Origin of the sequence: Flavisphingopyxis soli (assembly GCF_007995095.1) — a bacterium.
Lineage (GTDB): Bacteria > Pseudomonadota > Alphaproteobacteria > Sphingomonadales > Sphingomonadaceae > Flavisphingopyxis > Flavisphingopyxis soli.
Genome location: NZ_VOPY01000003.1, coordinates 310,392 through 330,490 on the forward strand (window position 1 = coordinate 310,392; position 20,099 = coordinate 330,490).

Here is a 20,099-nt window from a genome sequence, read left to right on the forward strand (position 1 = left end):
TTGTCTGGGGTTCAGTCGCGATCGGGCGCGCCGAGCGGGAAATAATGGCGGAACGGGCGCGCATCCTCGACGCAGCGCGAGACTTCGGGGAGCGCGAGAAGATGCGCGCGCCATGCCATGAGGCGCGGGCGTGTCGGGCCGATCGGATAGACCCAGTCGGCGTAGAACAGCGACGGCGCAGCAGCGCATTCGACGATCGTGATGTGATCGGGGCGCTCGTAATCGGCGAGCCAGGCCTCGAGCCAGTCGTAGACGCGGTCGAGTTGGCCTTCCATCGCGGCAATCCGCACTTCGTCGAGATTGCCGGGCGAATGGATCGCCTCATTCACTGCGATCTGCATGATGTTCATGACGTAATTGTCGAACACGCGGTCCCACATGCGCGCCTGCGTGGCCGCCAGCAGGCCGGCGGGGATCAGCGACGCGGAGCCCGGATTGAGCGCGGCGAGATATTCGATGATCGCGGTTGCTTCGAAAATCTTGATGTCGCCATCGACGAGCAACGGAAATTTGCCGAGCGGGCTTGCCGCCGCGACGATCGCCGCCGCCTCGGGCTGGTCGCCGTCGAGCGTATGGAAGGTGAACGGCGTGTCGTTGGCGTAGAGCGCGATCAGCGCCTTCCACGTGTACGACGAGAACGGGTGGCCGTAGAGTTTCAGCATTACCATGTCCCTTGTTTCATCCGGCGCTGGCGTTCGGCTTCGCGATCGCTGGTGCTCGGTTTGGGGCCGAAGGGGGGATAGGGCGGCAGCGCGCCGCCGGGTCGATAGGTCGCGATCACGGTGCCCTTGTCGGTGACCCGGTGATCGGTCATTTCCAGTTGGCCCGCACGCGTGTCGTCGCCGAACAGGCGCTTGCCCGATCCGAGCACGACCGGATAGGTCATCAGGATCAGCCGGTCGATCAGGCCCGCGGCGAGCAGCGGCGGGTAAAGCGTGCTCGACCCCTGGATGACGAGATCTGGGTCGTCGGTCTGCTTGAGTGCAGCGACCGCATCGATATCGCCGAGGCGGTGGCTGTTGTCCCAGTCGAGCGAAGCGTCCGAGCGCGTCAGGACATATTTGTCCGCGCGGGTGAAGGCTTCGCCCATCGCCGCCTCTTCGCCTTCGACATAGGGCCAGTAGGCGGCAAAAATGTCGTAGGTCCGCCGCCCGAGCAGCAGGCCGTAATCCCCTGCGAACAGCGTGCCGAGCGTCTCGTTGATGCCCTCGTCCCACAGCTTGAAGACCCAGCCGCCCTGATCGAAGCCGCCGGTCGGGTCCTCGGTCGGGCCCCCGGGGGCCTGGATCACGCCGTCGAGCGAGACGAAGGCGGCGCCGGTAATCTTGCGTGCCATATCAGGCTCCCCGCCGCGCGGCTTCGATTGCCGCGATGTCGATCTTGACCATGTCCATCATCGCCTCGAACGCGCGCCCGGCGGCCGCCGGATCGGGGTCGCTGATCGCATCGGTCAGCTGTTTGGGCGTGATCTGCCAGTTGACCCCCCATTTGTCCTTGCACCAGCCGCACGCGCTCGCTTCGCCGCCATTGTCCAGGATGGCATTCCAATAGCGATCGGTCTCGTCCTGGTCGGCGGTTTCGACCTGGAACGAAAACGCCTGTGTCTGCGGGAAGGCCGGCCCGCCATTGAGGCCGAGGCACGGCACGCCGACGACGGTGAATGCGACGGTCAGGACCTCGCCCTTCTTGCCCGAGGGATAGTCGCCCGGCGCGCGGTGGACCGCCTCTATGCTGCTGTCGGGGAAGGTGTCGGCGTAGAATTGCGCGGCGTCTTCGGCGGTGCCGTCGTACCACAGGCAGATCGTGTTGCGGGCCATGGTTTCAGTCCTTCGCCGTGTCCAGGATCGGCGAGAAACCACCAAAGATCATGCGTTTGCCGTCGAATGGCATTTCGCCCATTTCCTCGAAACGCGGATCACTCATCATTTTTTCGTTGGCCGTATCGCGCGTCGCCTTGTCAGGATATTCGATCCAGCTGAACACGACGTCCTCGCCGTCCTCGGCCTTGACCGCGCGATAGAAGTCGGTGGTGGTGCCGTGCTTGATATCGTCGCTCCACGTCTCGACGATGCGCGTGGCGCCGAGCTCCATGAAGATCGGCGCCGCCTTGCGCGCCTGTTCCTCGTACTCGGCCCGCTTGTCGCGCGGCACGGGGATCAGGAATCCATCGATATAGCTCATGTCGGTTCTCCTTGATGATCGGCTGGCGCAGCTTGGTTCGCGCTCATGCGTCCTGCTGCGCGAAGGCTCCGGGCCCCTGTTCGGCGGCGACGGGGTCCATCCACATCGGTTCCCAGACATGGCCATCGGGATCCTCGAAGCTGCGTCCGTACATGAAGCCATGGTCCTGTGGCGGGCTGACGTCGGCGACGCCGCCCGCCCTGGCCGCCGCCTCGGTGATGGCATCGACGCCGGCGCGGCTGTCGCGCGAAATGCACAGCGCCACCTGGGCGCTGGTTTTCGCATCGACGATCGCCTTGCTGGTGAAGCTGCGCCATTTGTCGTGGGTCAGCAGCATCACGTTGATGGTGTCGGACAATTTCATTGCCGCGGCGGTGTCGTCGCTGAACTTGGTTTCCTTGTGCAGGCCGATCGCTTCGTAAAAGGCGACCGAGCGAGCAAGGTCGTTAACGGGCAGGTTCACGAAAATCATCTGGGTCACGGGAATGTCTCCTGGGGTACGGCCGCTTGCCGCGACTCGGGATTTGACAATCCTGCCGTTATTGGTTAGAAAAAACAACCATGCAGTCACAAAAAATATGACCAGTACCGGATCAACCCCCAAACGCTATGACGATGCTTGCGGAACCGCCCATGGGCTCGAGCTCGTCGGCGACCGCTGGGCGCTGCTCGTGCTGCGCGAGCTGATGCTCGGACCGCGGCGATTTTCGCAACTGCGCAGCGACCTGCCGGGAATCAGCGCGAATGTCCTGACGCAGCGGCTCGGCGAGCTCGAAGCGCGCGGATTGCTGGTCAAGCGCAAGCTGGCGCCGCCCGCGTCGGTCCAGGTCTACGAGTTGACGCCATGGGGGTACGAGGCGGAGGAGATCGTCCAGGTGCTCGGCCGATGGGCTGCACGATCGCCAATGCACGACGCGACGCTGCCGATATCGGGGGTATCGATCCTGCTGTCGTTTCGCACGATGATCGATCGCACGCTGGCTAGGGACATGGATCTGCGCGTCGGTTTCCGCTTCGGTGAGGACGAATATGTCGCGCATGTCGCCGATGGCGCGATCGATATCGCGCGCGGCGATGCAGGCGCGGGCGACATCGTCCTGGCGGGCGACCCCGCGGGCCTCGCCGCCGCGATCTATGGCGACGTGCCGCTCGACGATCTCGCCGCGGCGGGGCTGCTGACGCTGACCGGACCGCGCGAGGCGTTTGCGGCGTTCAATGCGATGTTCACGCTGCCGCCCAAGGCACCGATGCCGCGCCCACGATAATTCTCTGCTCGACTCTTCCGCGTTGATTCGGCAAGCTTTCGTCCAGAACAAAAGGGGGGCAGGACGAAAGGGGGCGGCATGGTCGCGATCGTATCGACGGTGGCCTATCTGGGGCTCGAGGCGCGCGTCATCGAGGTCCAGTGCCAGGTCGCGCCGGGCGTGCCGGCCTTCATCGTCGTCGGCCTGCCCGACAAGGCGGTCGCCGAAAGCCGCGAACGCGTCCGCGCCGCGATAGCCGCGATCGGCCTGTCGCTGCCGCCCAAGCGCATCACCGTCAACCTGTCGCCCGCCGACCTGCCCAAGGAAGGATCGCATTACGACCTGCCGATCGCGCTCGCCTTGCTGGGCGCGATGGGGGTGATCGATGCCGAGACGCTGAGCGAGTACGTCGTCGTCGGCGAGCTGGGGCTCGACGGACGCGTCGCGTCGTCGCCCGGTGTGCTGCTCGCCGCGCTCCATGCGGGCGGCGAAGGGAAAGGACTGGTCTGCCCTGCCGCTCAGGGACCAGAAGCGGCATGGGCGGGCAGCGTCGAGGTGATCGCCGCGCCCGACCTGCTCGCGCTGCTCAACCACTTCAAGGGAACAGCGCTGCTGTCGCCGCCGCAACCGGGCGAGGTGAGCGAACCCGCACGGGCGACCGACCTCAGGATGGTCAAGGGGCAGGAGACCGCCAAGCGTGCGCTCGAAATCGCCGCGGCTGGCGGGCATAATCTGCTGATGGTTGATACGTAAAGACCCTGAGACGAGGCTAGGGTAATTCGACTACCGTTCCTGACCTGCGTTTTAGCGCGGCCTGCTTCCGCCGCTCCTTGCGATTTGATTTTCCTGTGCTGGGACCGCGGATCGACTTAGGAGGGAGAACTGCGGCGCTGTCAGGTGCTCGCCCGGAATTCGCATCGCCACTGGGCACTGGGGGCACGGCCTTTTGCAGTTCCTTGAGAATTCTCTCCTGAACTTGCAGAGATTTTTCGCCCAAAAGCGTCTGCCGGGCCGCCTCTTCCGATCCGGACTGCCCGTAATAAAACGTGAGAATAATGGTCAGAATGCCGACCAGAAGCACAGCCTGTGGCGCTCCAAGTCCGGACCATATTGCTCCGAGTGCCGGATTTATTGCTGCGGATTCAGCCTTAGCTTCACGCGGCGTCGTTTGGCCCTTCCGGACGCTTACGGCGATATCGCGAAGCTCCAAAAGGTTCGCTTTGGAGGCCCCTTCGCGTATCGCGGAGACCACGCCAGCGACAAGATTTGTATAACTGCCCTCAAGAACGAAAGCAGGACCTCCGCAAAATGGGCAAAGTGACTCTAAAGTGGCATTTCTGATTATGACTTTAGAGCCGGTCCCTACAAATATAGGCCCGGGACTGGCGCGGCCGCACTGCGAGCAAAATTGAGGAATGGCAGGCATAGTTGCCAACCTGCCGGGTCTAACCAAACAAGTCTAGTGGCCTAATCAACCAAAAAAAGCAGAGCCTAAGACAAACGCAAACGATCTAAACGGAAGAGGAGCCGCTTCACCCCCGACGGATGCCAATTACCCCCGCGAGGCGCTTCGATGCGGCGCTCATTAAGTCCGCCCGCTAGGTCCCTGAGGCTCACCGCTCCCGCCTTCCTGAGCGAAGCGACCTCTCCCGCAAGTTCGACACACTTAGCATCCACGGCGGCTGCCTTCGCTGCAATAGCAGCAGCGTTACCTTTACCGGCACGGCGGAGGGGAGCGGCTCCGTTGGGATTGCCTAGCCGCGCAACCTTGTATGGTTGGCCCCACTTGTTAGTGCCACCTGACGCCGCCCGTTCGCGGGCAATCGCAAGGCCATCCCGCGTTCGCTGAGAGATAGCTTTGCCTTCCTGTCTGGCGACCGCCGCAAGCACTCCGACGGTCAGTTCGTTAGCCTCAGGCATATCCGCCGCAATGAAACGCGCACCGCTCTCTTGTAATGCCGACACGAAGGCGAGTGACCGCGAGAGGCGGTCCAGCTTTGCCACTACAAGGGTTGCGCCAGTCAGCTTGGCGCGGCGCAAAGCCTCAGTCAGTTGCGGCCTGTCATTTCGCTTGCCGCTCTCGACCTCAGTGAAGTCCGCGATAATGTCGAAACCCCGTGCGGTGCAAAGTGCCTCTACGTCTCGCCGCTGCGCTTCTAGACCTAGACCGGACCGCCCCTGTGAGGCCGTGGAGACCCGATAGTAGGCAACGGCCTTCATGGCCGTCCCTCCAACGCTTCTTCTACCCGCCGGAGCATCTTAATCGCCCGCGCTTCCTCAGCATCGACACGCCGGGCAGCAGCCCGCGCCCGGAAGCGATCCGCCGCGTCGATCACGTTGTTTGCCTCTTTAACCACGTCAGCTCTCCCTGCCGTATCATACGGCGTAACGAGCGTTAGGCGATATGGAACGGTATTGTCAAGATGGGGTGCGCGGCAATTGGAGCAAGGCACGGCGCGGGGAGCCGGGCCGACCCAAGAGAGAATAGCGGCCCGGCTCAACCCTCTTCGGCTCCCTCTAGGGCCTACCCCATGGGGGGAAGGCGGCCGAAGAAACGGACGTGTTAGGGCCTCGGAATTTTGTAGCGAATTTGATCCTAGTGCACCCGCAGCTCAACTGGCCGCCAACGCCCCAGACGATCTATCCCGCCCTCAGGGACCTTCAGCGGTTCGAGAGGCGGCGGCATAGGAGCGGGCGCGGCAGGGGCAGCCGATGCTTGTTTCCGATGCGCTCCATCGGACTCAGGGGTGCCGATGTAGGTCGTCAGCACGGTGCCATTCCCAAGGTTCTCTGTCTCTGTCAGGCGCGCGCTTGCTGGCACTCCCTGCCAAGGGTCGAACGCCGGGACGGGGGAACCCCCGCCAAAGGAGCCCGGACTAAAAACCCGGGCCCCATTGCGGAGACGTTTGATCGTCACTTGCGGTTCGTCAGCTTGGCCGCGCCTTGCTTGAAGACAGTTTCGGCAAGGTCATTGATCCTGTCTTCCATTGCGTTGGCAGCGGCGCGACGCTCGGCTTCGCGCAGCATGTACACCTCAGCATACTTCTGCCGCTCCTTACGGACCGCTTCTTCCAGCTTCCCGGCCATAGCCTTTTTGCCGGGCTCGCCTTGCTTGCGTTCAAGTTCGCCGGTCAATGCCGCTATCCGAACGGCAATGCGCTCGCGCTCTTGGGGGGTAAGAACCGGGGCGGGCTCTCCTGTCTCGGCATCGTACCGGACCTCAGAGATTTTTGCGAGTAGCGCATCCTGCTCGGTCTCAAGCTTGTCGACCGCTTGGTGGTGGTGCCACAATGCCCATTGGTAATGATTTCCATGCGGCCCCGGACCTATCGCAATTCGCGCTTCCATCGCCTTATAGGCCAACGTGGGGTCCGCCTCGGAGAGATTGGAGGCGGTCCCGTCAGGGGTCCCATGGGGCCGCCAAAAACTTGGACCGCCGGTCCGCAGCAGTTCGGAGCGCATCGCATCGGCGCTCGGCATGTCGGGAATGCCGGTAAATTCGTCGTTGGTTTCGTTCATGTGTAGGTTTCCATTAGATTGCGGTTTCGGTTAAGAGGGGCCGCTCCCCCACGAAACCGACAAACAGGGGAGCGGCCATGTGCGAAGGCAGGCAGCCCGCACAATGCAGTGATTGCCAATTTGCCCCGGAGACGCTCTCTAAGAGGCATCTGAGCAATTGGGCTACCCGACTGGCCTAGAATGCGTCTTCGCGCTCTAAGGGGCCATTTAGGGCAAAATAGGATATGTTTCGAGACTCGGGAGCGGTGCGCCGCAAGCTCGCTGGCTGTTCGCTAGCGGCAGCCGTGCGGACACGTTAGGGAACCCTAAGGCCGGCCCAAGGGCGGGCAGACCAGCCAACGCCTAAGGCGTTGAGACCACCTCCCATAGGGCAGCAGCAGCGAAGGAAAACTTCCACGGGCTCACCCTTCAAGGTGACCCTAAAGATATCCTGAAGGATTTATCTTTCTCTGCTTCTTACCTTCAGCGAAAATCATTGGGCCTCTCTCAGAGCATCCCTAAGGGACCTCTTAGGTCTGAATTTCTCTAAGAGTGCCGCTTATATTATCCTGCCGTAAAATCAGAGACTTACGGACACGGGGGCAAGGCACGCAAATCAGCCTGTTTTGACCCATGCATAGAGCAAGCCTGTTTCCCCTCCTTGCTTCCAGTGAAGCAGCAAATTCCCTGTCCGATAATCAACGGTTATCCCTGAGAACAATATACGCAAGGCGGCATTGATTGGCCCCCTGTCTAGCGCCTCCGGGTCGATCTCAGAGGCTCCCTCAAGAGCCTCCGCAAGGTTCACCGTACGGGCTTGGATAAGGCCGCCGTCAAGCTGTCTACTCCGCTCCTGAAGGGCCTCTAGTTCAGCCCGCATAGTGTCGATCTCACATTCAAGCTTTGTCAGCCGCTTCGCGCCCGAGGCAGAGGGGCTCGCCTCTAAGGCGTCCGCAAGGTCCTCAAGGTGCAGAGTTGCCCCGGCGATGCTACCCTCCAAAGTTTGTATCTGCCTATCGAGACCCGCCGAGCCTTCGCCAGCGGGTATGTTTTCGACTATGCGGCTCGCGCCGCGTACCAGCGCACCTTCCACCTCATCGAGCGGAACGGAATGATAGTGGCAGCCCGCCCCTGCCTTGGCTTTGGTGCAGACTAGCTTTGGCCGCCCGCCTTTGGGGCCGCTTCCCTTATTCACCCGTGTCATGGCAGACGCGCAGAGCGGACAGCGCGCTAGGCCCGCTAGCAGATTGGCCAACGGGGCGGCAGCCGCCCGGCCCCTAACGGCCCCGCTTTGTCCGTCTTTAAGTGACCTTACGGCGAGCCAATCGGCTTCCGAGATTATGGAGGGGAATGCGCCCGGGATTGGCTCTTCAAGTTCCCGGCGCCTCCTTTCGCCAACATACACGATCCGGCCCGGCGTTAGGTCTCCGATCACAGCGCGATTGGAGAGCAACTTGGCGATTGAGGAACGGTGCCAGAGGTTAGCCCGCCCAAGCGGGGGGACCCCTTCACGGTTGAGCGTTTCCGCAATCTTATGCTCGCCCACGCCTTCAAGGGTGAGTGAATACACTCGGCGCACGACCTCCGCCTTCGCCTCGTCGATCTGCCAGCCATCGCCAGCGGCGACCAGCCAAGCCGGACCCCTCCGGGTTAACCTAGCGGTTTCCCCTGTACGCACCCTGCGCCGTTTTTCAGCCCATCCATTAGCCACGCGGTCAGCTTTGGTTTTGCTCTCTTCGTTGCCGCGCTGGGCAACTAGAAGCGCGACAATCAACCCGGTCGGATCGTTATCTAAGCGTTCCTGATCGTAACGTTGATTATCGCTAAGCGTAACGACCACGACCCCTGCGTCGACTATCTCCTCCAATAACCGGGTGGTTCGGCGCGGGACGCCCCTGCTAAGCCGATCCAAGCTTTCCAGCAGCAGAATAGACCCGGGCTCGACCAAACCTTCCTTTATTGCTGTTATGAAGCGACCCAGTCCGGCTTCCGGGGCGAGGTTCGCTCCTTTGAAAGCCGACACCCCCGCATCGTGTATCGCAAGGTTTGCATCCAGCTCTAGGCCATGTCGCTTTGCATAATCTTCGGCCGCCTCGGTTTGGCGGCGAAAACTATCGCCTTTCGCCTGTTCGGGCGTTGAGAAACGAGTGTAGCTATACACCTTTGGCATGGGGAAGTTATGGCGCACTGTAGGGGCTCCTTCAAGGGGTCCCTAAGAGCACTACATCCTGATGATCGGGCCGCCGGGCGCAGGCAAGTCGCTGCTGGCGAGCTGCCTGCCGGGGATACTCCCCGACCTGACGCCGGGCGAGGCGCTCGAAGTGTCGATGGTGGCGAGCGTCGCGGGCCAGCTCGAGGGCGGGCGGCTGATCCGCACGCGCCCGTTTCGCGATCCGCACCATTCGGCCTCGATGCCCGCGCTCGTCGGCGGCGGCCTGCGCGTCCGCCCGGGCGAGATCAGCCTGGCGCATCTCGGCGTCCTGTTCCTCGACGAGCTGCCCGAATTCCAGCGCCCGGTGCTCGACAGCCTGCGCCAGCCGCTCGAGACCGGCGAGGTCAGCGTCGCGCGCGCCAATGCGCACGTCACCTTTCCCGCGCGGGTCCAGCTGATCGCCGCGATGAACCCGTGCCGCTGCGGGCATCTCGGCGACCCCGCGCTGGCATGCAGCCGCGCGCCGCGCTGCGCCGCCGATTACCAGGCAAAGGTGTCGGGACCGCTGCTCGACCGGATCGACCTGCATGTCGAGGTCCAGGCGGTCAGCGCGTCGGACCTGTCGCTGCCGCCACCCGCCGAAGGATCGGCCGACGTCGCCGCGCGCGTCGCGGCGGCGCGCCAACGGCAGACCGAGCGCTATGGCGACGGCGGCCCGCGCACCAACAGCGAAATCGACGGCGATATCCTCGAGGCGCACGCGACGCCCGACGAGCCGGGCAGGGCGCTCCTCGCGCAGGCGGCCGAGGCAATGCGGCTCAGCGCGCGGGGCTATACGAGAGTGCTGCGCGTCGCCCGCACCATCGCCGACCTCGCGGGTGCCGAAGGCGTCGGTCGAATCCATGTCGCCGAGGCGTTGAGTTATCGGCGACAAGCGCCGCGGAATTGATCGTGCGGACTTGCAAATTCTTGACATATACACAACCGTGTGTATATAAAGCATGAGAAGTCGAGACGTTATCAGGGCGCTCAAAGCGGCAGGATGGGAACAGGTCGGCCAAAAGGGTAGCCATGTTCAATTCAAACATCCGGCGCGCAAAGGCCGCGTGACCGTTCCGCATCCGAAGCACGATTTGCCGACCGGCACGCTCAAGAGCATCGAACGCCAAAGCGGCCTGACATTGGGATCTTGATATGCAGGAACGCTTTTATCCCGCGATGATCGAAAACAGCGAAACCGGCTTTGGCGTCTGGTTTCCTGACCTGTCCGGTTGCGTCAGCGCGGGCACGACGATCGACGATGCGCTGTTGGCCGCACGCGAAGCGCTGGCATTGCATATTTCGGGCATGATCGAGGACGGGGAACGCATCCCGTCCGCGAGCAAGCTTCCCGCGCAGCGCGATCCCGCGATCGTGGCGGTCGCCATGGTCCCCGTCACGCTCCCCGGCAGGAAACGCCGGGTTAATGTGTCGCTGGACGAAGGTCTGCTCGCCGCGATCGACGCCGTCACCGATAACCGCTCGGGTTTTCTTGAGCGCGCCGCGCGGCATGAGTTGGCGGCTGACTGATCGATCGACAAACCGCTCCGCAAACGTCCCGCAACAATATCACCGCGTTGTGGCATTGCGGTGCGCGCCGCCCTACGGAGGTCCGCGCAACTTCTCACAAGTCAGGCAGGCCCATGGCGCGCAAGAAACGTGATCCCTATCGAGACCTCGATGCCGCCGATGAGCCCGCGGAGGTCGCGGTGCCGTGCTGGCTGTGCGGGCGGCCGACGGGCAAGACGATCATCTGGCATCATCCCGTCCCCAAGAGTCGCGGCGGGCGCGACGTCGTGCCGATGCACCCGATCTGCCAGCAGACGCTGATCGCGAATTTCACCAATGCCGAGCTGCAGCGCCACGCGATGGACGTCGAGGCGCTGCTCGCCAATCCTGACGTGCGCAAGTTCGTCGACTGGGTCGCCAACAAGGAACCCGATTTCACCGCGACTACGGCGAAGAAGAAACGCTGATCGTGCCCGGTGCCGCTGTTGCCGATAGGACGCATCTCCTCGCGAATTATACCGCGCCTATCCATTTCGGGCTGTCCTACATTTATCGTTCGCCGCTAGCCTTTTCGCGCGATGATCGCTCAATCGACAATTTCGCCCGCTCGTGCGGCAGCGCTAACCGACCTCCGCGCGCCACCGGCAGCCACGCCACAATGCCACGCGAATAGGTCACGTAGGTCACAGTTTTCTTGTAGATCTGCGAATCTGCGATGCCTCCGTACAGAAAAAGGGCGACCCGCAGGCCGCCCATCCTCTCCCGAACCTGATGTCCGGTATCTCTGTCTGGCGTCAGCCGGCCATGCCCTGTGGCTTGTCGGCGACGAGTTCGAGCGGCGTCTTGCCCGCGGCGTTTTCGGCACGGCGTTCGCCCGCGTTGCGCTTGTGGCTGAACTTGCCTTCGACCTTGCCGCCATTCTCGATCGTCAGGTTCTGGTAGACGACGTCGCCGGTGATCCGCGCGGTGCGCTGGATGACGAGGTCGCGTGCCTCGATCGATCCTTCGACCGTGCCTGCGATCCGCGCCGTCTCGGCGACGATCGCGCCCTTGATCGCGCTGCCTTCGCCCTGGACGAAATTGGCGCATTTGAGGTCGCCTTCGACGCAACCGTCGATGTGCAGGTCGACCGTCGAGCTGATATTGCCGGTGACGACGACGTCGGCGCCGAGAACCGAGAAGGTGGTGGTGTTGCTCGCCATCTTACGATTGTCCGTTCTGGGTTCCGGCAAGTTCGGCGATCCTGCGTGCGGCGACGGCTTTGGTTTCGAGAACATCTTTTTTTGCCTCCAGGAAAATGCGGGGGTTCATGGCAGTTCCGTTCAACCGGACTTCGAAATGGAGGTGCGGACCGGTCGAGCGGCCGGTCGATCCCATTGCCGCAATCGTGAAGCCGGTCGCGACTCGCTGGCCCACCTTAACATCGAAGCGCGACAAATGCGCGTAGCGGGTGATGATGCCCTGGCCGTGGTCGATCTCGACGACATTGCCATAGCCCGACTTGCGTCCGACGAACGATACGCGGCCGGCGGCGGCGGCATGGATCGGCGTGCCGCGTGCACCGGGAAAATCGAGCCCCGAATGGAACGCGGCGGCGCCGGTAAACGGATCGCGGCGATAGCCGTAGCTCGACGTGACCATGTCGACATTGGCCGGTCGCGCCGAGGGCATCGCGACGAGTGCGCGTTCAAGTCGCTCCATGCGGATGAGAGCGGTGTCGAGGCGGACGATCGAAGCGCCCATCTGGCCGACCGTGCGGCCTTCGCTGCGGAACGCAACAAACGGACCGCCGAGTGCTGCGGGCTGTTTCGTCAGGCGTTGCGGATCGATACCGAAATTGCGGATCGCCGCCTCGGCGCGCGCCGCGCGGCGATCGACCGTCTCGGTCAGCGCGACGGCATAGTCGTTCTGGCGATCGCGCAGCGTAAAGAGGTTCCGGAGCACACCTTTGACACCGAGCGCGCCGATCTTGCGCGGGGCGGTCTGCTCGGCGGTGGCATCGGGCTTGGGCGCGGCGACCCTCGTGCCGCGAATTTCGCTGGTCAGTCGTTCGAGATAGGTCTGGCGCGCGTCGAGCTCGGCGGCGACTTCGCCGACGCGGTTACGATAGGCCGCGACCCGTGCCTGCGCCGCATCGACCTGCGCCTGTTGCTGCGCCAGCTCGGCGCGCTCGGACGCGCCGAGCATGTCGCGCACGACGGCAACACCGGTGATCGTCAGAAGGACGAGAAATGCCGCTGCGAACGCGGTTGCAATGCGGCGCTGCAGCTTTGCCGACAGCTTGACGAATTTGACGTGACCGCCAGTGCGCACGAAAATCTCGCGATCCTGGAACATCGCAGACCAGCGTTCGCGAAACGCCGTGTCGCGTAAGGAAAATGCCACGTTTTGCTACCCACCCGATGAAATTCGACTCGGGGGGTAGCAGGTGAAGGGGGTTATATCGAATCGGCACCCGCAATATTATGACGAGTCGAAGCAAGTTTGCGATGAGTCGATGGAACGTTTGTGAGTCGGCTTCGTTGGTCGCGGTTCATCTGGCGTAATATTATTGGCCGATTTCTCGTCGTAATCCCCTTCTGACGCGGTCTGAACACGTGCGTTAAAGTTTACGACCCGCTTACCATTTTTGGCTATGGCGTCGGGCGTGACCCGTTCGACGCTTCCTGAAACCGCCCCTTCACCGACAGTCCCGCCCGCTCGACCCCGATCGGCGGTGAGCCATGGCGTCGGGCTTGCGGGATTGGTCGGACTGCTCGGCTGGCTCGTCTTCGCGCGCACCGTCGGCACCGACCTCGCGACGTCGCCGATCGCGCCGATGCTGGCGATCGGCAATGCCGACCCGGCGATGGTCGCGGCCTATTGGAGCCTGATCGCCTGCGGCCTGCCGATGATCTTGTGGTCGCTATTGGTCGACAAGGTCCATCTGCGCGCCTCGACCGGTATCGACTGGTCGAACCCGCGCCCGGTTCACGAGATCCTCGACATCAGCATCGTCAAGCTCGCCGGCCTGTGGGCCACCTGGGGGATCATCGCACTGATTTATGCGATCGGTCGCTGGTACTGGAGCGGCGCCTATCTCGTCTCGATGGAAATTTTCGCGCATCTCGCGCCGGTGCTGCTGATCGCATCGATCCCCTATGTCATATGGCTCGACCGCTATCTCGTCCATCCGCGCGACGGCGCCTGGTCGTTCGGCCAGCTGTTCACCGGACAGGCGGCCAAGGCCGACCGTCAGGCGATCGCGCGGCACCTGCGTGCCTGGGCGGTCAAGGGCTTCTTCCTCGCGTTCATGATTTCGATCGTGCCGTGGGGCTTCATGGAGCTCGTCGAGCTGCCGATGGACCAGGTCCTGCGCGGCCCGGTTGAGCTGGCGCATTATTCGATCCTGCTGATGTTCCTGTGCGACGTCCACTTCGCCACCGTCGGATACCTTTTGACGATGCGTCCGCTCGACGCGCATATCCGCACCGCCAACCCCTATCTGGTCGGCTGGGTCGCGGCGCTGATGTGCTATCCGCCGTTCCAGATCATGGTCGCGACAACCGATCCCCTGTTCTACCAGGTCGATACGCGCGACTGGGCGTTCTGGTTCGCCAATTATCCCGTCTTGCTGTGGAGCGTCGGTGCCGCGCTGGTATTTCTCACCGGCGTTTACGGCTGGGCGACGGTGTCATTCGGCATCCGCTTTTCGAACCTGACGCATCGCGGCATTCTGACGCACGGGCCCTACAGCGTCAGCCGCCACCCCGCTTACGTGTCGAAGAATCTGTACTGGTGGCTGGCGACGATCCCGTTCCTGACGGTAACGGGCAGCTGGGCCGATGGCGCGCGCAACGCGGTGCTGCTGCTCGGCGTCAACGCGATCTATTACTGGCGCGCCAAGACCGAGGAAAAACACCTGCTCGGCGACCCGGTCTACCGCGAATATTACGAATGGATGCAGGCGCACGGGGCGGTCCCGCGGCTGTTTGCATGGATTACGCGGCGTCCGCGCCCGCTGGTCGCGCTGGCACCGACGGTGCCCGCAATCCCCGAACGCTAGAAGCTTTCCTCGGCATAGATCCGCGAAACATCGCCATTCCATTCGCCGTGGTAGCGATCGAGCAGGCGCTGCGCGGGGACTTTGCCGCTGGCGACGATCTCGTGCAGCGGATTGAGGAAGCCGGTTTCATTGTCGCCCATCGAATTGAGGCGATTGCGTGCGGCAAGACCGCGGTCGGCGATGGCGAGCACTTCGCGGGCCAACTCGCCCAATTTGCGCCCGCCCGGAACGTCGGCATCGAGCGCAAGCCTGGGCACTGCGTTGCGCAGGTTCTCGCGCTCGTCGATGTTCCAGTTCTTGACGAGATCCCATGCCGCATCGAGCGCGCCCTGGTCGTAGAGCAGGCCGACCCACAAAGCGGGCAGCGCGCAGATCTTGTTCCACGGCCCGCCGTCGGCGCCGCGCATTTCGAGGAAGCTCTTCAGGCGAACCTCGGGGAAGGCGGTCGAGAGATGGTCGATCCAGTCGCTCTCGGTCGGCAATTCGCCGGGCAGGATCGACAGCTTGCCGGCGAGGAAATCGCGGAAGCTGAGGCCCGCGGCATCGAGATAGACACCGTCGCGAAAGACGAAATACATCGGCACGTCGAGCATGTAATCGACGTAACGATCATAGCCGAAGCCGTCTTCAAAGACGAAGGGCAGCATGCCCGTGCGCTGCGGATCGGTGTCCGACCAGATGTGGCTGCGGTACGAAAGGTAACCGTTGGGCTTGCCCTCGGTGAACGGTGAATTGGCGAACAGGGCTGTGGCGAGCGGCTGCAGCGCGAGGCCAACGCGGAATTTCTTCACCATGTCGGCTTCGGATTGATAGTCGAGATTGACCTGGATCGTGCAGGTCCTGAGCATCATGTCGAGGCCGAGCGTGCCGACGCGCGGCATGTGATCGGCCATGATCTTGTACCGCCCCTTGGGCATCATCGGCAGGTCGCTGCGCGCCTTGTCGGGCCACATGCCGAGGCCGAGAAAGCCCTTGCCCGTCGCCGCGCCGATCGTCTTGACCTGGTCGAGATGGCGGCCCGTCTCGGCGCACGTCTGGTGCAGTGTCTCGAGCGGTGCGCCGGATAGCTCCAGCTGTCCTGCGGGTTCAAGGCTGACGGTGCCGTCGGGGCCGCTCATCGCGATGATGTTGAACGCGCCATCGGGGCCGCGTTCCTCGACCGGCTGCCAGCCGAAATCGGTCAGCGCCACGAGCAGGTCGCGGATCCCGCCGGGCTCGCCGTGGCTCGGCGCGGCATGCGTCTTCACGTCATAGACGAACTTCTCGTGTTCGGTGCCGATGCGCCAGTCGATCGGGGGCTTTTCGCCGCCGATCATTGGCGCCAGCAGTTGCTCGCGCGTTTCGATGACGGGGTCGGATTCGCTTGCTGCGCCACGTGTGCTCATGGCGAGGCTTTAGGATGCGAAACGGGCAGCGACCAGCCCCATTCGCGTGCGAGGACTGCAGGCTCACCAGTCGCCAGCGTGCGCCATCCATACCGCGATTGATGCGATTGCTGCGGTTTCGGCGCGCAGGATGCGCGGGCCGAGCGAGATCGGCACTGCTGCCGAACAGGCGCGGATCGCGGCGTTCTCTTCGTCGGTAAAGCCACCTTCGGGGCCGATCAGGATCGCCGCGGGGCCGGAATGGGCGGCGAGGGCGTCGGCAAAGTTCGCACCGCCGCGTTCGTCGGCGAAGAACAATATGCGCGCCGCAGGCCAGCCGGTGAGCAGCGCGTCGAGCTTCGTCAGATCGTCGAGTGCGGGCAGCGCGGTGCGCTCGCATTGCTCGGCTGCCTCGATCATCCGTGCCCGCAGCCGTTCGGGCTTGATCTTGTCGACGACGGCGCGTGCGGTCGCGACGGGGACGAAGCGCGCGACGCCAAGCTCGCACGCCTTTTCCGCCATCGAATCGTATCGCGCGCGCTTGATCGGCGCAGCGCACAGCCACAGGTCGGGGACGGGTTCGCGGGGCCGCAACTTGCTCTCGATGGCGAGCGACAGGTCGCGCCGGCCGGTGGCGACGACGCGCGCGGCATATTCGCCCGAAATATCGTCGAACAGCTTGATTGCATCGCCCGCCTTCACGCGCATGACGTTGATCAGATAATGCGCCTGCGCGCCGTCGATCGTCAGGCTCGCCGTCGCCGACAGGTCCGAATCGACGAACAGGCGCGGGGCGCTGAGCGGGGGCCAGGCGGGGGTTGCGGGCATGGCGACGCTCTAACGCGGCTGCGCGCGCGATCCAAGCGCGCTCGATAGGCGGTGCAGGGCATGCCACGCTGGACAAGGTCGCGCGCGCGGCTACGAAGGCGCCATGGCAGCAGATACCGACCTTCCCGACAGCGAGCACAAGGGGCTGATCGGCCTGTTGCCGCGCGCCGCGCGTCCCTATGCCTCGCTAGCCCGGTTCGACCGGCCGATCGGCTGGTGGCTATTGTACTGGCCGTGCGCCTGGGGGCTGGCGCTGGCGGGCGGCGTGCACGAGCATTGGCCGCTGTTCGGCTGGATGCTGCTCGGTGCGATTGCCATGCGCGGCGCGGGCTGCGTCTATAACGATATCGTCGATCGCGACCTCGACGCGCGCGTTGCGCGCACCGCGAACCGGCCGCTGGCGAGCGGTGCGGTGCGGGTCAGGAATGCGTGGATCTGGCTCGCGTTATTGTGCGCGATCGGCCTCGTCGTGCTGCTGCAGCTGCGCGGCTTTGCCCAGATCGTCGCGCTGGGCAGCCTTGCGCTCGTGGCCGCCTATCCGTTCATGAAACGGATCACCTGGTGGCCGCAGGCGTGGCTCGGGCTGGTATTTTCGTGGGGGGCGCTGGTCGGCTGGGCGGCGATCACGGGCAGTGTGCCGCGCGCGGCGATCCTGCTTTATGCCGGCAGCATCTTCTGGGTGATCGGTTACGACACGATCTATGCGCTGCAGGATCGCGAAGACGACGCGCTGGCCGGCATCCGATCAAGCGCACGCGCGCTGGGCGATAACGTCCGCTTCGGCGTCACATCGTGCTACGCCGCCGCGCTGGCGTTCTGGCTGTTGGCGTTCTGGCAGATTCGCAGCGACTGGATCGCACTCGTCGCGCTCATCCCCGCCGCGCTGCACCTTTTCTGGCAGACAGCGTCGCTCGACCCCGCAAGCGGGGACGATGCCCTGGCCAAATTTCGCTCGAACCGGACGGCGGGCCTGCTGATCGCATTGGCCTGCCTTGCGGTGGGAAGCGCTTAAGCGAGCGCTTTTTCGAGGAAGGCCGCGTCGGCCTCGTCCTCGATGCGGACCATCGGGCCGCAATCGGTCGGGACGACAGGACCGGCGGTCTTGATGTCGTCGAGCAGTCCGCCGCGCAAAGCGGTTTCCTGCGACTTGTCGAAAATGTAGAATTTGGTGTTGTCGAGTTTGGTCATGGCCATTGTGTAGCATGGTCAGCCGAAAATTTCAACCACGCGAAATTTTATATCTTGGCGGCAAAAGTGACCGCTAGCGACCCAATTGCGGACATTGGCTCAGTGCGCCGTTGGCTCCGATAGACGCTCTCCGAGCCAGCTATCAACAATCACTGACAGCCCAAAGGGCACGTTGAGCGCTGTGAAAATCTGGAGCGCGTCCGGTTCGACGGCCAAGCCAGCCGCGCCATGGTTTGATCGATAGCCGCAAAAGACATCCACGGTGGCGTCGAGTTGATTAAGATAGTGAACGGCAGGCTCTACTGTCTGCCATAGCCTTCGAAGGTGCTCGGTTAACTCAGCTTCCTCGGCGACCGGAGCAGTGAAGTGCCAAGCGTCGTCTTTGTATGGACGGGCGCCGGGGCGGCGTCGATCACCGGCCCTATGTTTATGGCTAGGAGCTACGACCAGTGCGCTCTCGATGTCTTCGAATGGCAAGTCCTTGCCGTGGATACGGAGCGTTGCGCTGTAAGCGAAGTATGAGGGTTCGTCTTCTGACTCGGAAAATGCCATAGCCTTAGATAGCGCGCCCGAGTGTCCGCTTTCCACCCAAAAGCGGACACTCGAACTCCACCTACCTAGGTCCTCACGCTGCGACCAGCTCCTCCGCCGCTTCGAGATCGACCGACACCAGTCGGCTGACGCCCTGTTCGACCATCGTCACTCTAATCGCGCATCAGTTGCATGCGCAACGGCGGCTCGCGCCGAGAGGGGCGGCGATACTAACTGTCCGAAGCGCGTGTTATTCGAGAACGGTGGCGGGATCGACAAGCCGCGCGTCATGCATCTGGTTGAGGTAGGCCTCGTAATATCCCTTGTGCGAAGCACCGACGATCGCCAGTAGGCGCATGCCGGGTTGCTGGCCCAATACGTCCCGGATGTTGGCGACCATGCGCAAGTTGCGGGTCTCCCAATATCCGACATAACCTCTCCCGTATCGTTTACGAGACGGCTCTTCCAGAGCTGCACCGAAATCGGATCGGTAGGTAAGGGCGGGCGCGCTCGGCGCATTATATGCGCGGTACATAGCCATCAGCCCATCCGGTTTCGACAATCCTTCCGTTAACCGGTCGGATTCGGTCTGTCGGGCATGCGTAGCAGGATTGTCCCATGCCTGTGCGATCGCCTTGGCGGCAGCCTCCCGCTCAGCTGGGTCGGAGCTATCGGGCGTGTCGGCCGAATGATCGTCGACGCTCCACAACCGCTCCAAACCCAGACGGGCCGCGAGCACGGCGGACAGGAGTGACGTCTCGTTGCGTCGCTTGGCGTATTTATCGAGCAAAGCAACCAAATCGTCGTCCAGGCCTTCGCCAGCGCGTCGTTCCGACGCGGTGAGCCTGAGCCACTGGACCAGCGCCGAGCCACGTTCTCCGGCTGCCAAAAAGACCGCTGCCAGATGGCGTCGATCAGCGGGCAATGGCGTGACAGGCCACGCAGAAAGTAGCCGTTCGGCTTCGGCATTGGCCGCGGGAACGTCCAACCCAGTGGTCCGAAATGCCGGCGCAGGATCAAAGCAGTATGCCTTCACCGTTTCCTCGTAACGCGACGGGTAGCGCCGCAAGTTGTCGCACTGGAGGCCGGAGAGGTCTTCGGTGGCGATCCCCGTCGGATGCCAGGCTGCCAGCCGATCAATAAGCGGCGACAGCATTTCAGCAGAAAAGGTATCGGGCAGGCCTGACAGGTGCATCGTCCCAAGCACTAGCACCTCATTGTGGGCGCCTATTGCAGGCCCTTTCAATGCTTCCGGATGGAAGGACGGTCGGTAGGTCTGGCTGGGCGTCGTACAAGAGGCGAGAAGCAAAAGCGCGAACGCCCAACCAAACCGGAAACCACCCGAGCGATGCGGTGACGTGAACGCAGTGAGACGATTGATCATCACGCGTCGATATGGTAGGTGCATTAGTCTGTCAATACACAAAGTCTACAAAAGTAGTCGTATCTCCAACCATGTCGAGATATCGCGAAACTTGCCACAAAATCAGAACCGATTGGGACGCTTTCGTAGCTGGGTG

Annotated in this window: 21 protein-coding genes and 2 pseudogenes; 8 read left to right on the forward strand and 15 right to left on the reverse strand. The window is 63.1% G+C overall.

From position 1 onward, the window contains the following. Nucleotides 1-11: 11 nt before the first annotated feature. From FSZ31_RS11870 to FSZ31_RS11890, 5 genes are read right to left on the reverse strand one after another with little or no spacing between them, the layout of a single operon-like run. The gene (locus FSZ31_RS11870; RefSeq protein ID WP_147123595.1) at nt 12-662 is read right to left on the reverse strand and encodes a glutathione S-transferase family protein; all 651 of its coding nucleotides are present in this window, start codon (nt 660-662) and stop codon (nt 12-14) included. Then, nucleotides 662-1,336: a dihydrofolate reductase family protein gene (locus FSZ31_RS11875; RefSeq protein ID WP_147123596.1), complete on the reverse strand. Its 675-nt coding sequence runs from the start codon at nt 1,334-1,336 to the stop codon at nt 662-664. The genes FSZ31_RS11870 and FSZ31_RS11875 overlap by 1 nt, the downstream gene beginning before the upstream one ends. A gap of 1 nt (nt 1,337) precedes the next feature. Continuing rightward, nucleotides 1,338-1,817 carry a VOC family protein gene (locus FSZ31_RS11880; RefSeq protein ID WP_147123597.1) on the reverse strand — a complete coding sequence of 160 codons (480 nt, stop codon included), beginning with the start codon at nt 1,815-1,817 and terminating at the stop codon, nt 1,338-1,340. A gap of 4 nt (nt 1,818-1,821) precedes the next feature. Then, nucleotides 1,822-2,181 carry a DUF1428 domain-containing protein gene (locus FSZ31_RS11885; RefSeq protein WP_147123598.1) on the reverse strand — a complete coding sequence of 120 codons (360 nt, stop codon included), beginning with the start codon at nt 2,179-2,181 and terminating at the stop codon, nt 1,822-1,824. 43 nt (nt 2,182-2,224) lie between these two features. Next, on the reverse strand, nt 2,225-2,653 hold the full coding sequence (locus tag FSZ31_RS11890; protein ID WP_408021663.1) for a VOC family protein: 429 nt from the start codon (nt 2,651-2,653) through the stop codon (nt 2,225-2,227). A gap of 106 nt (nt 2,654-2,759) precedes the next feature. Between FSZ31_RS11890 and FSZ31_RS11895 the strand changes: the two genes are divergently transcribed. After that, a complete protein-coding gene (locus FSZ31_RS11895; RefSeq protein WP_147123600.1) occupies nt 2,760-3,446 on the forward strand; it encodes a winged helix-turn-helix transcriptional regulator in 687 nt (228 codons plus the stop codon). A 78-nt stretch (nt 3,447-3,524) separates the two neighbouring features. Then, a pseudogene (locus FSZ31_RS11900) lies at nt 3,525-4,169 on the forward strand (magnesium chelatase domain-containing protein); the annotation flags it as partial. A 747-nt stretch (nt 4,170-4,916) separates the two neighbouring features. Here the strand turns inward: FSZ31_RS11900 and FSZ31_RS11905 are convergent. The 3 genes from FSZ31_RS11905 to FSZ31_RS11915 all read right to left on the reverse strand — a co-directional run bounded on the left by FSZ31_RS11905 (nt 4,917) and on the right by FSZ31_RS11915 (nt 9,093). After that, entirely contained in the window at nt 4,917-5,645 is a 729-nt protein-coding gene (locus FSZ31_RS11905; protein WP_147123602.1) for a recombinase family protein, read from the reverse strand. 693 nt (nt 5,646-6,338) lie between these two features. Continuing rightward, a complete protein-coding gene (locus FSZ31_RS11910) occupies nt 6,339-6,944 on the reverse strand; it encodes a hypothetical protein (protein ID WP_147123603.1) in 606 nt (201 codons plus the stop codon). 595 nt (nt 6,945-7,539) lie between these two features. After that, nucleotides 7,540-9,093: a recombinase family protein gene (locus FSZ31_RS11915; RefSeq protein ID WP_147123604.1), complete on the reverse strand. Its 1,554-nt coding sequence runs from the start codon at nt 9,091-9,093 to the stop codon at nt 7,540-7,542. Between the two features lie 49 nt (nt 9,094-9,142). Here FSZ31_RS11915 and FSZ31_RS11920 point away from each other — a divergent pair. From FSZ31_RS11920 to FSZ31_RS11935, 4 genes and pseudogenes are all read left to right on the forward strand, one after another. Further along, nucleotides 9,143-10,024: pseudogene (locus FSZ31_RS11920) on the forward strand (YifB family Mg chelatase-like AAA ATPase); the annotation flags it as partial. 52 nt (nt 10,025-10,076) lie between these two features. Beyond that, nucleotides 10,077-10,268 carry a type II toxin-antitoxin system HicA family toxin gene (locus FSZ31_RS11925; protein WP_147123605.1) on the forward strand — a complete coding sequence of 64 codons (192 nt, stop codon included), beginning with the start codon at nt 10,077-10,079 and terminating at the stop codon, nt 10,266-10,268. 25 nt (nt 10,269-10,293) lie between these two features. Beyond that, a complete protein-coding gene (locus FSZ31_RS11930) occupies nt 10,294-10,644 on the forward strand; it encodes a type II toxin-antitoxin system HicB family antitoxin (RefSeq protein ID WP_236643802.1) in 351 nt (116 codons plus the stop codon). A 113-nt stretch (nt 10,645-10,757) separates the two neighbouring features. Further along, nucleotides 10,758-11,090 (forward strand): hypothetical protein, encoded by a 333-nt coding sequence (locus FSZ31_RS11935; protein WP_147123607.1) that lies wholly within the window; start codon nt 10,758-10,760, stop codon nt 11,088-11,090. A gap of 327 nt (nt 11,091-11,417) precedes the next feature. Here FSZ31_RS11935 and FSZ31_RS11940 read toward each other — a convergent pair whose 3' ends face one another. Together FSZ31_RS11940 and FSZ31_RS11945 are read right to left on the reverse strand one after the other, a co-directional pair. Continuing rightward, nucleotides 11,418-11,825 (reverse strand): bactofilin family protein, encoded by a 408-nt coding sequence (locus FSZ31_RS11940; protein WP_147123608.1) that lies wholly within the window; start codon nt 11,823-11,825, stop codon nt 11,418-11,420. 1 nt (nt 11,826) lies between these two features. Beyond that, nucleotides 11,827-13,008, reverse strand: coding sequence for a M23 family metallopeptidase (locus FSZ31_RS11945; RefSeq protein ID WP_236643803.1), 1,182 nt, complete (start codon nt 13,006-13,008; stop codon nt 11,827-11,829). Between the two features lie 331 nt (nt 13,009-13,339). Between FSZ31_RS11945 and FSZ31_RS11950 the strand changes: the two genes are divergently transcribed. Next, complete coding sequence (locus FSZ31_RS11950) at nt 13,340-14,668, forward strand: methyltransferase family protein (RefSeq protein ID WP_236643804.1); 1,329 nt, start codon at nt 13,340-13,342, stop codon at nt 14,666-14,668. Here FSZ31_RS11950 and FSZ31_RS11955 read toward each other — a convergent pair. Further along, nucleotides 14,665-16,053 (reverse strand): glutamate--cysteine ligase, encoded by a 1,389-nt coding sequence (locus FSZ31_RS11955; RefSeq protein WP_147123610.1) that lies wholly within the window; start codon nt 16,051-16,053, stop codon nt 14,665-14,667. The genes FSZ31_RS11950 and FSZ31_RS11955 overlap by 4 nt on opposite strands. Before the next feature lie 63 nt (nt 16,054-16,116). Then, nucleotides 16,117-16,860, reverse strand: a complete 744-nt coding sequence (locus tag FSZ31_RS11960) for a 16S rRNA (uracil(1498)-N(3))-methyltransferase (RefSeq protein WP_147123611.1) — start codon at nt 16,858-16,860, stop codon at nt 16,117-16,119. A gap of 103 nt (nt 16,861-16,963) precedes the next feature. Between FSZ31_RS11960 and ubiA the strand changes: the two genes are divergently transcribed. Then, nucleotides 16,964-17,872: a 4-hydroxybenzoate octaprenyltransferase gene (ubiA, locus tag FSZ31_RS11965; RefSeq protein ID WP_147123612.1), complete on the forward strand. Its 909-nt coding sequence runs from the start codon at nt 16,964-16,966 to the stop codon at nt 17,870-17,872. On the opposite strand, the gene FSZ31_RS11970 is transcribed toward ubiA, so the two are convergent. The 3 genes from FSZ31_RS11970 to FSZ31_RS11980 form a co-directional block, all read right to left on the reverse strand. Next, complete coding sequence (locus tag FSZ31_RS11970) at nt 17,869-18,048, reverse strand: hypothetical protein (protein ID WP_147123613.1); 180 nt, start codon at nt 18,046-18,048, stop codon at nt 17,869-17,871. The two genes, ubiA and FSZ31_RS11970, sit on opposite strands and share 4 nt — an antisense overlap. A gap of 99 nt (nt 18,049-18,147) precedes the next feature. After that, a complete protein-coding gene (locus FSZ31_RS11975) occupies nt 18,148-18,600 on the reverse strand; it encodes a DUF4279 domain-containing protein (RefSeq protein ID WP_147123614.1) in 453 nt (150 codons plus the stop codon). Nucleotides 18,601-18,829: 229 nt separating this feature from the next. Further along, nucleotides 18,830-19,963 carry a DUF5694 domain-containing protein gene (locus tag FSZ31_RS11980; RefSeq protein ID WP_236643805.1) on the reverse strand — a complete coding sequence of 378 codons (1,134 nt, stop codon included), beginning with the start codon at nt 19,961-19,963 and terminating at the stop codon, nt 18,830-18,832. Nucleotides 19,964-20,099 lie beyond the last annotated feature (136 nt).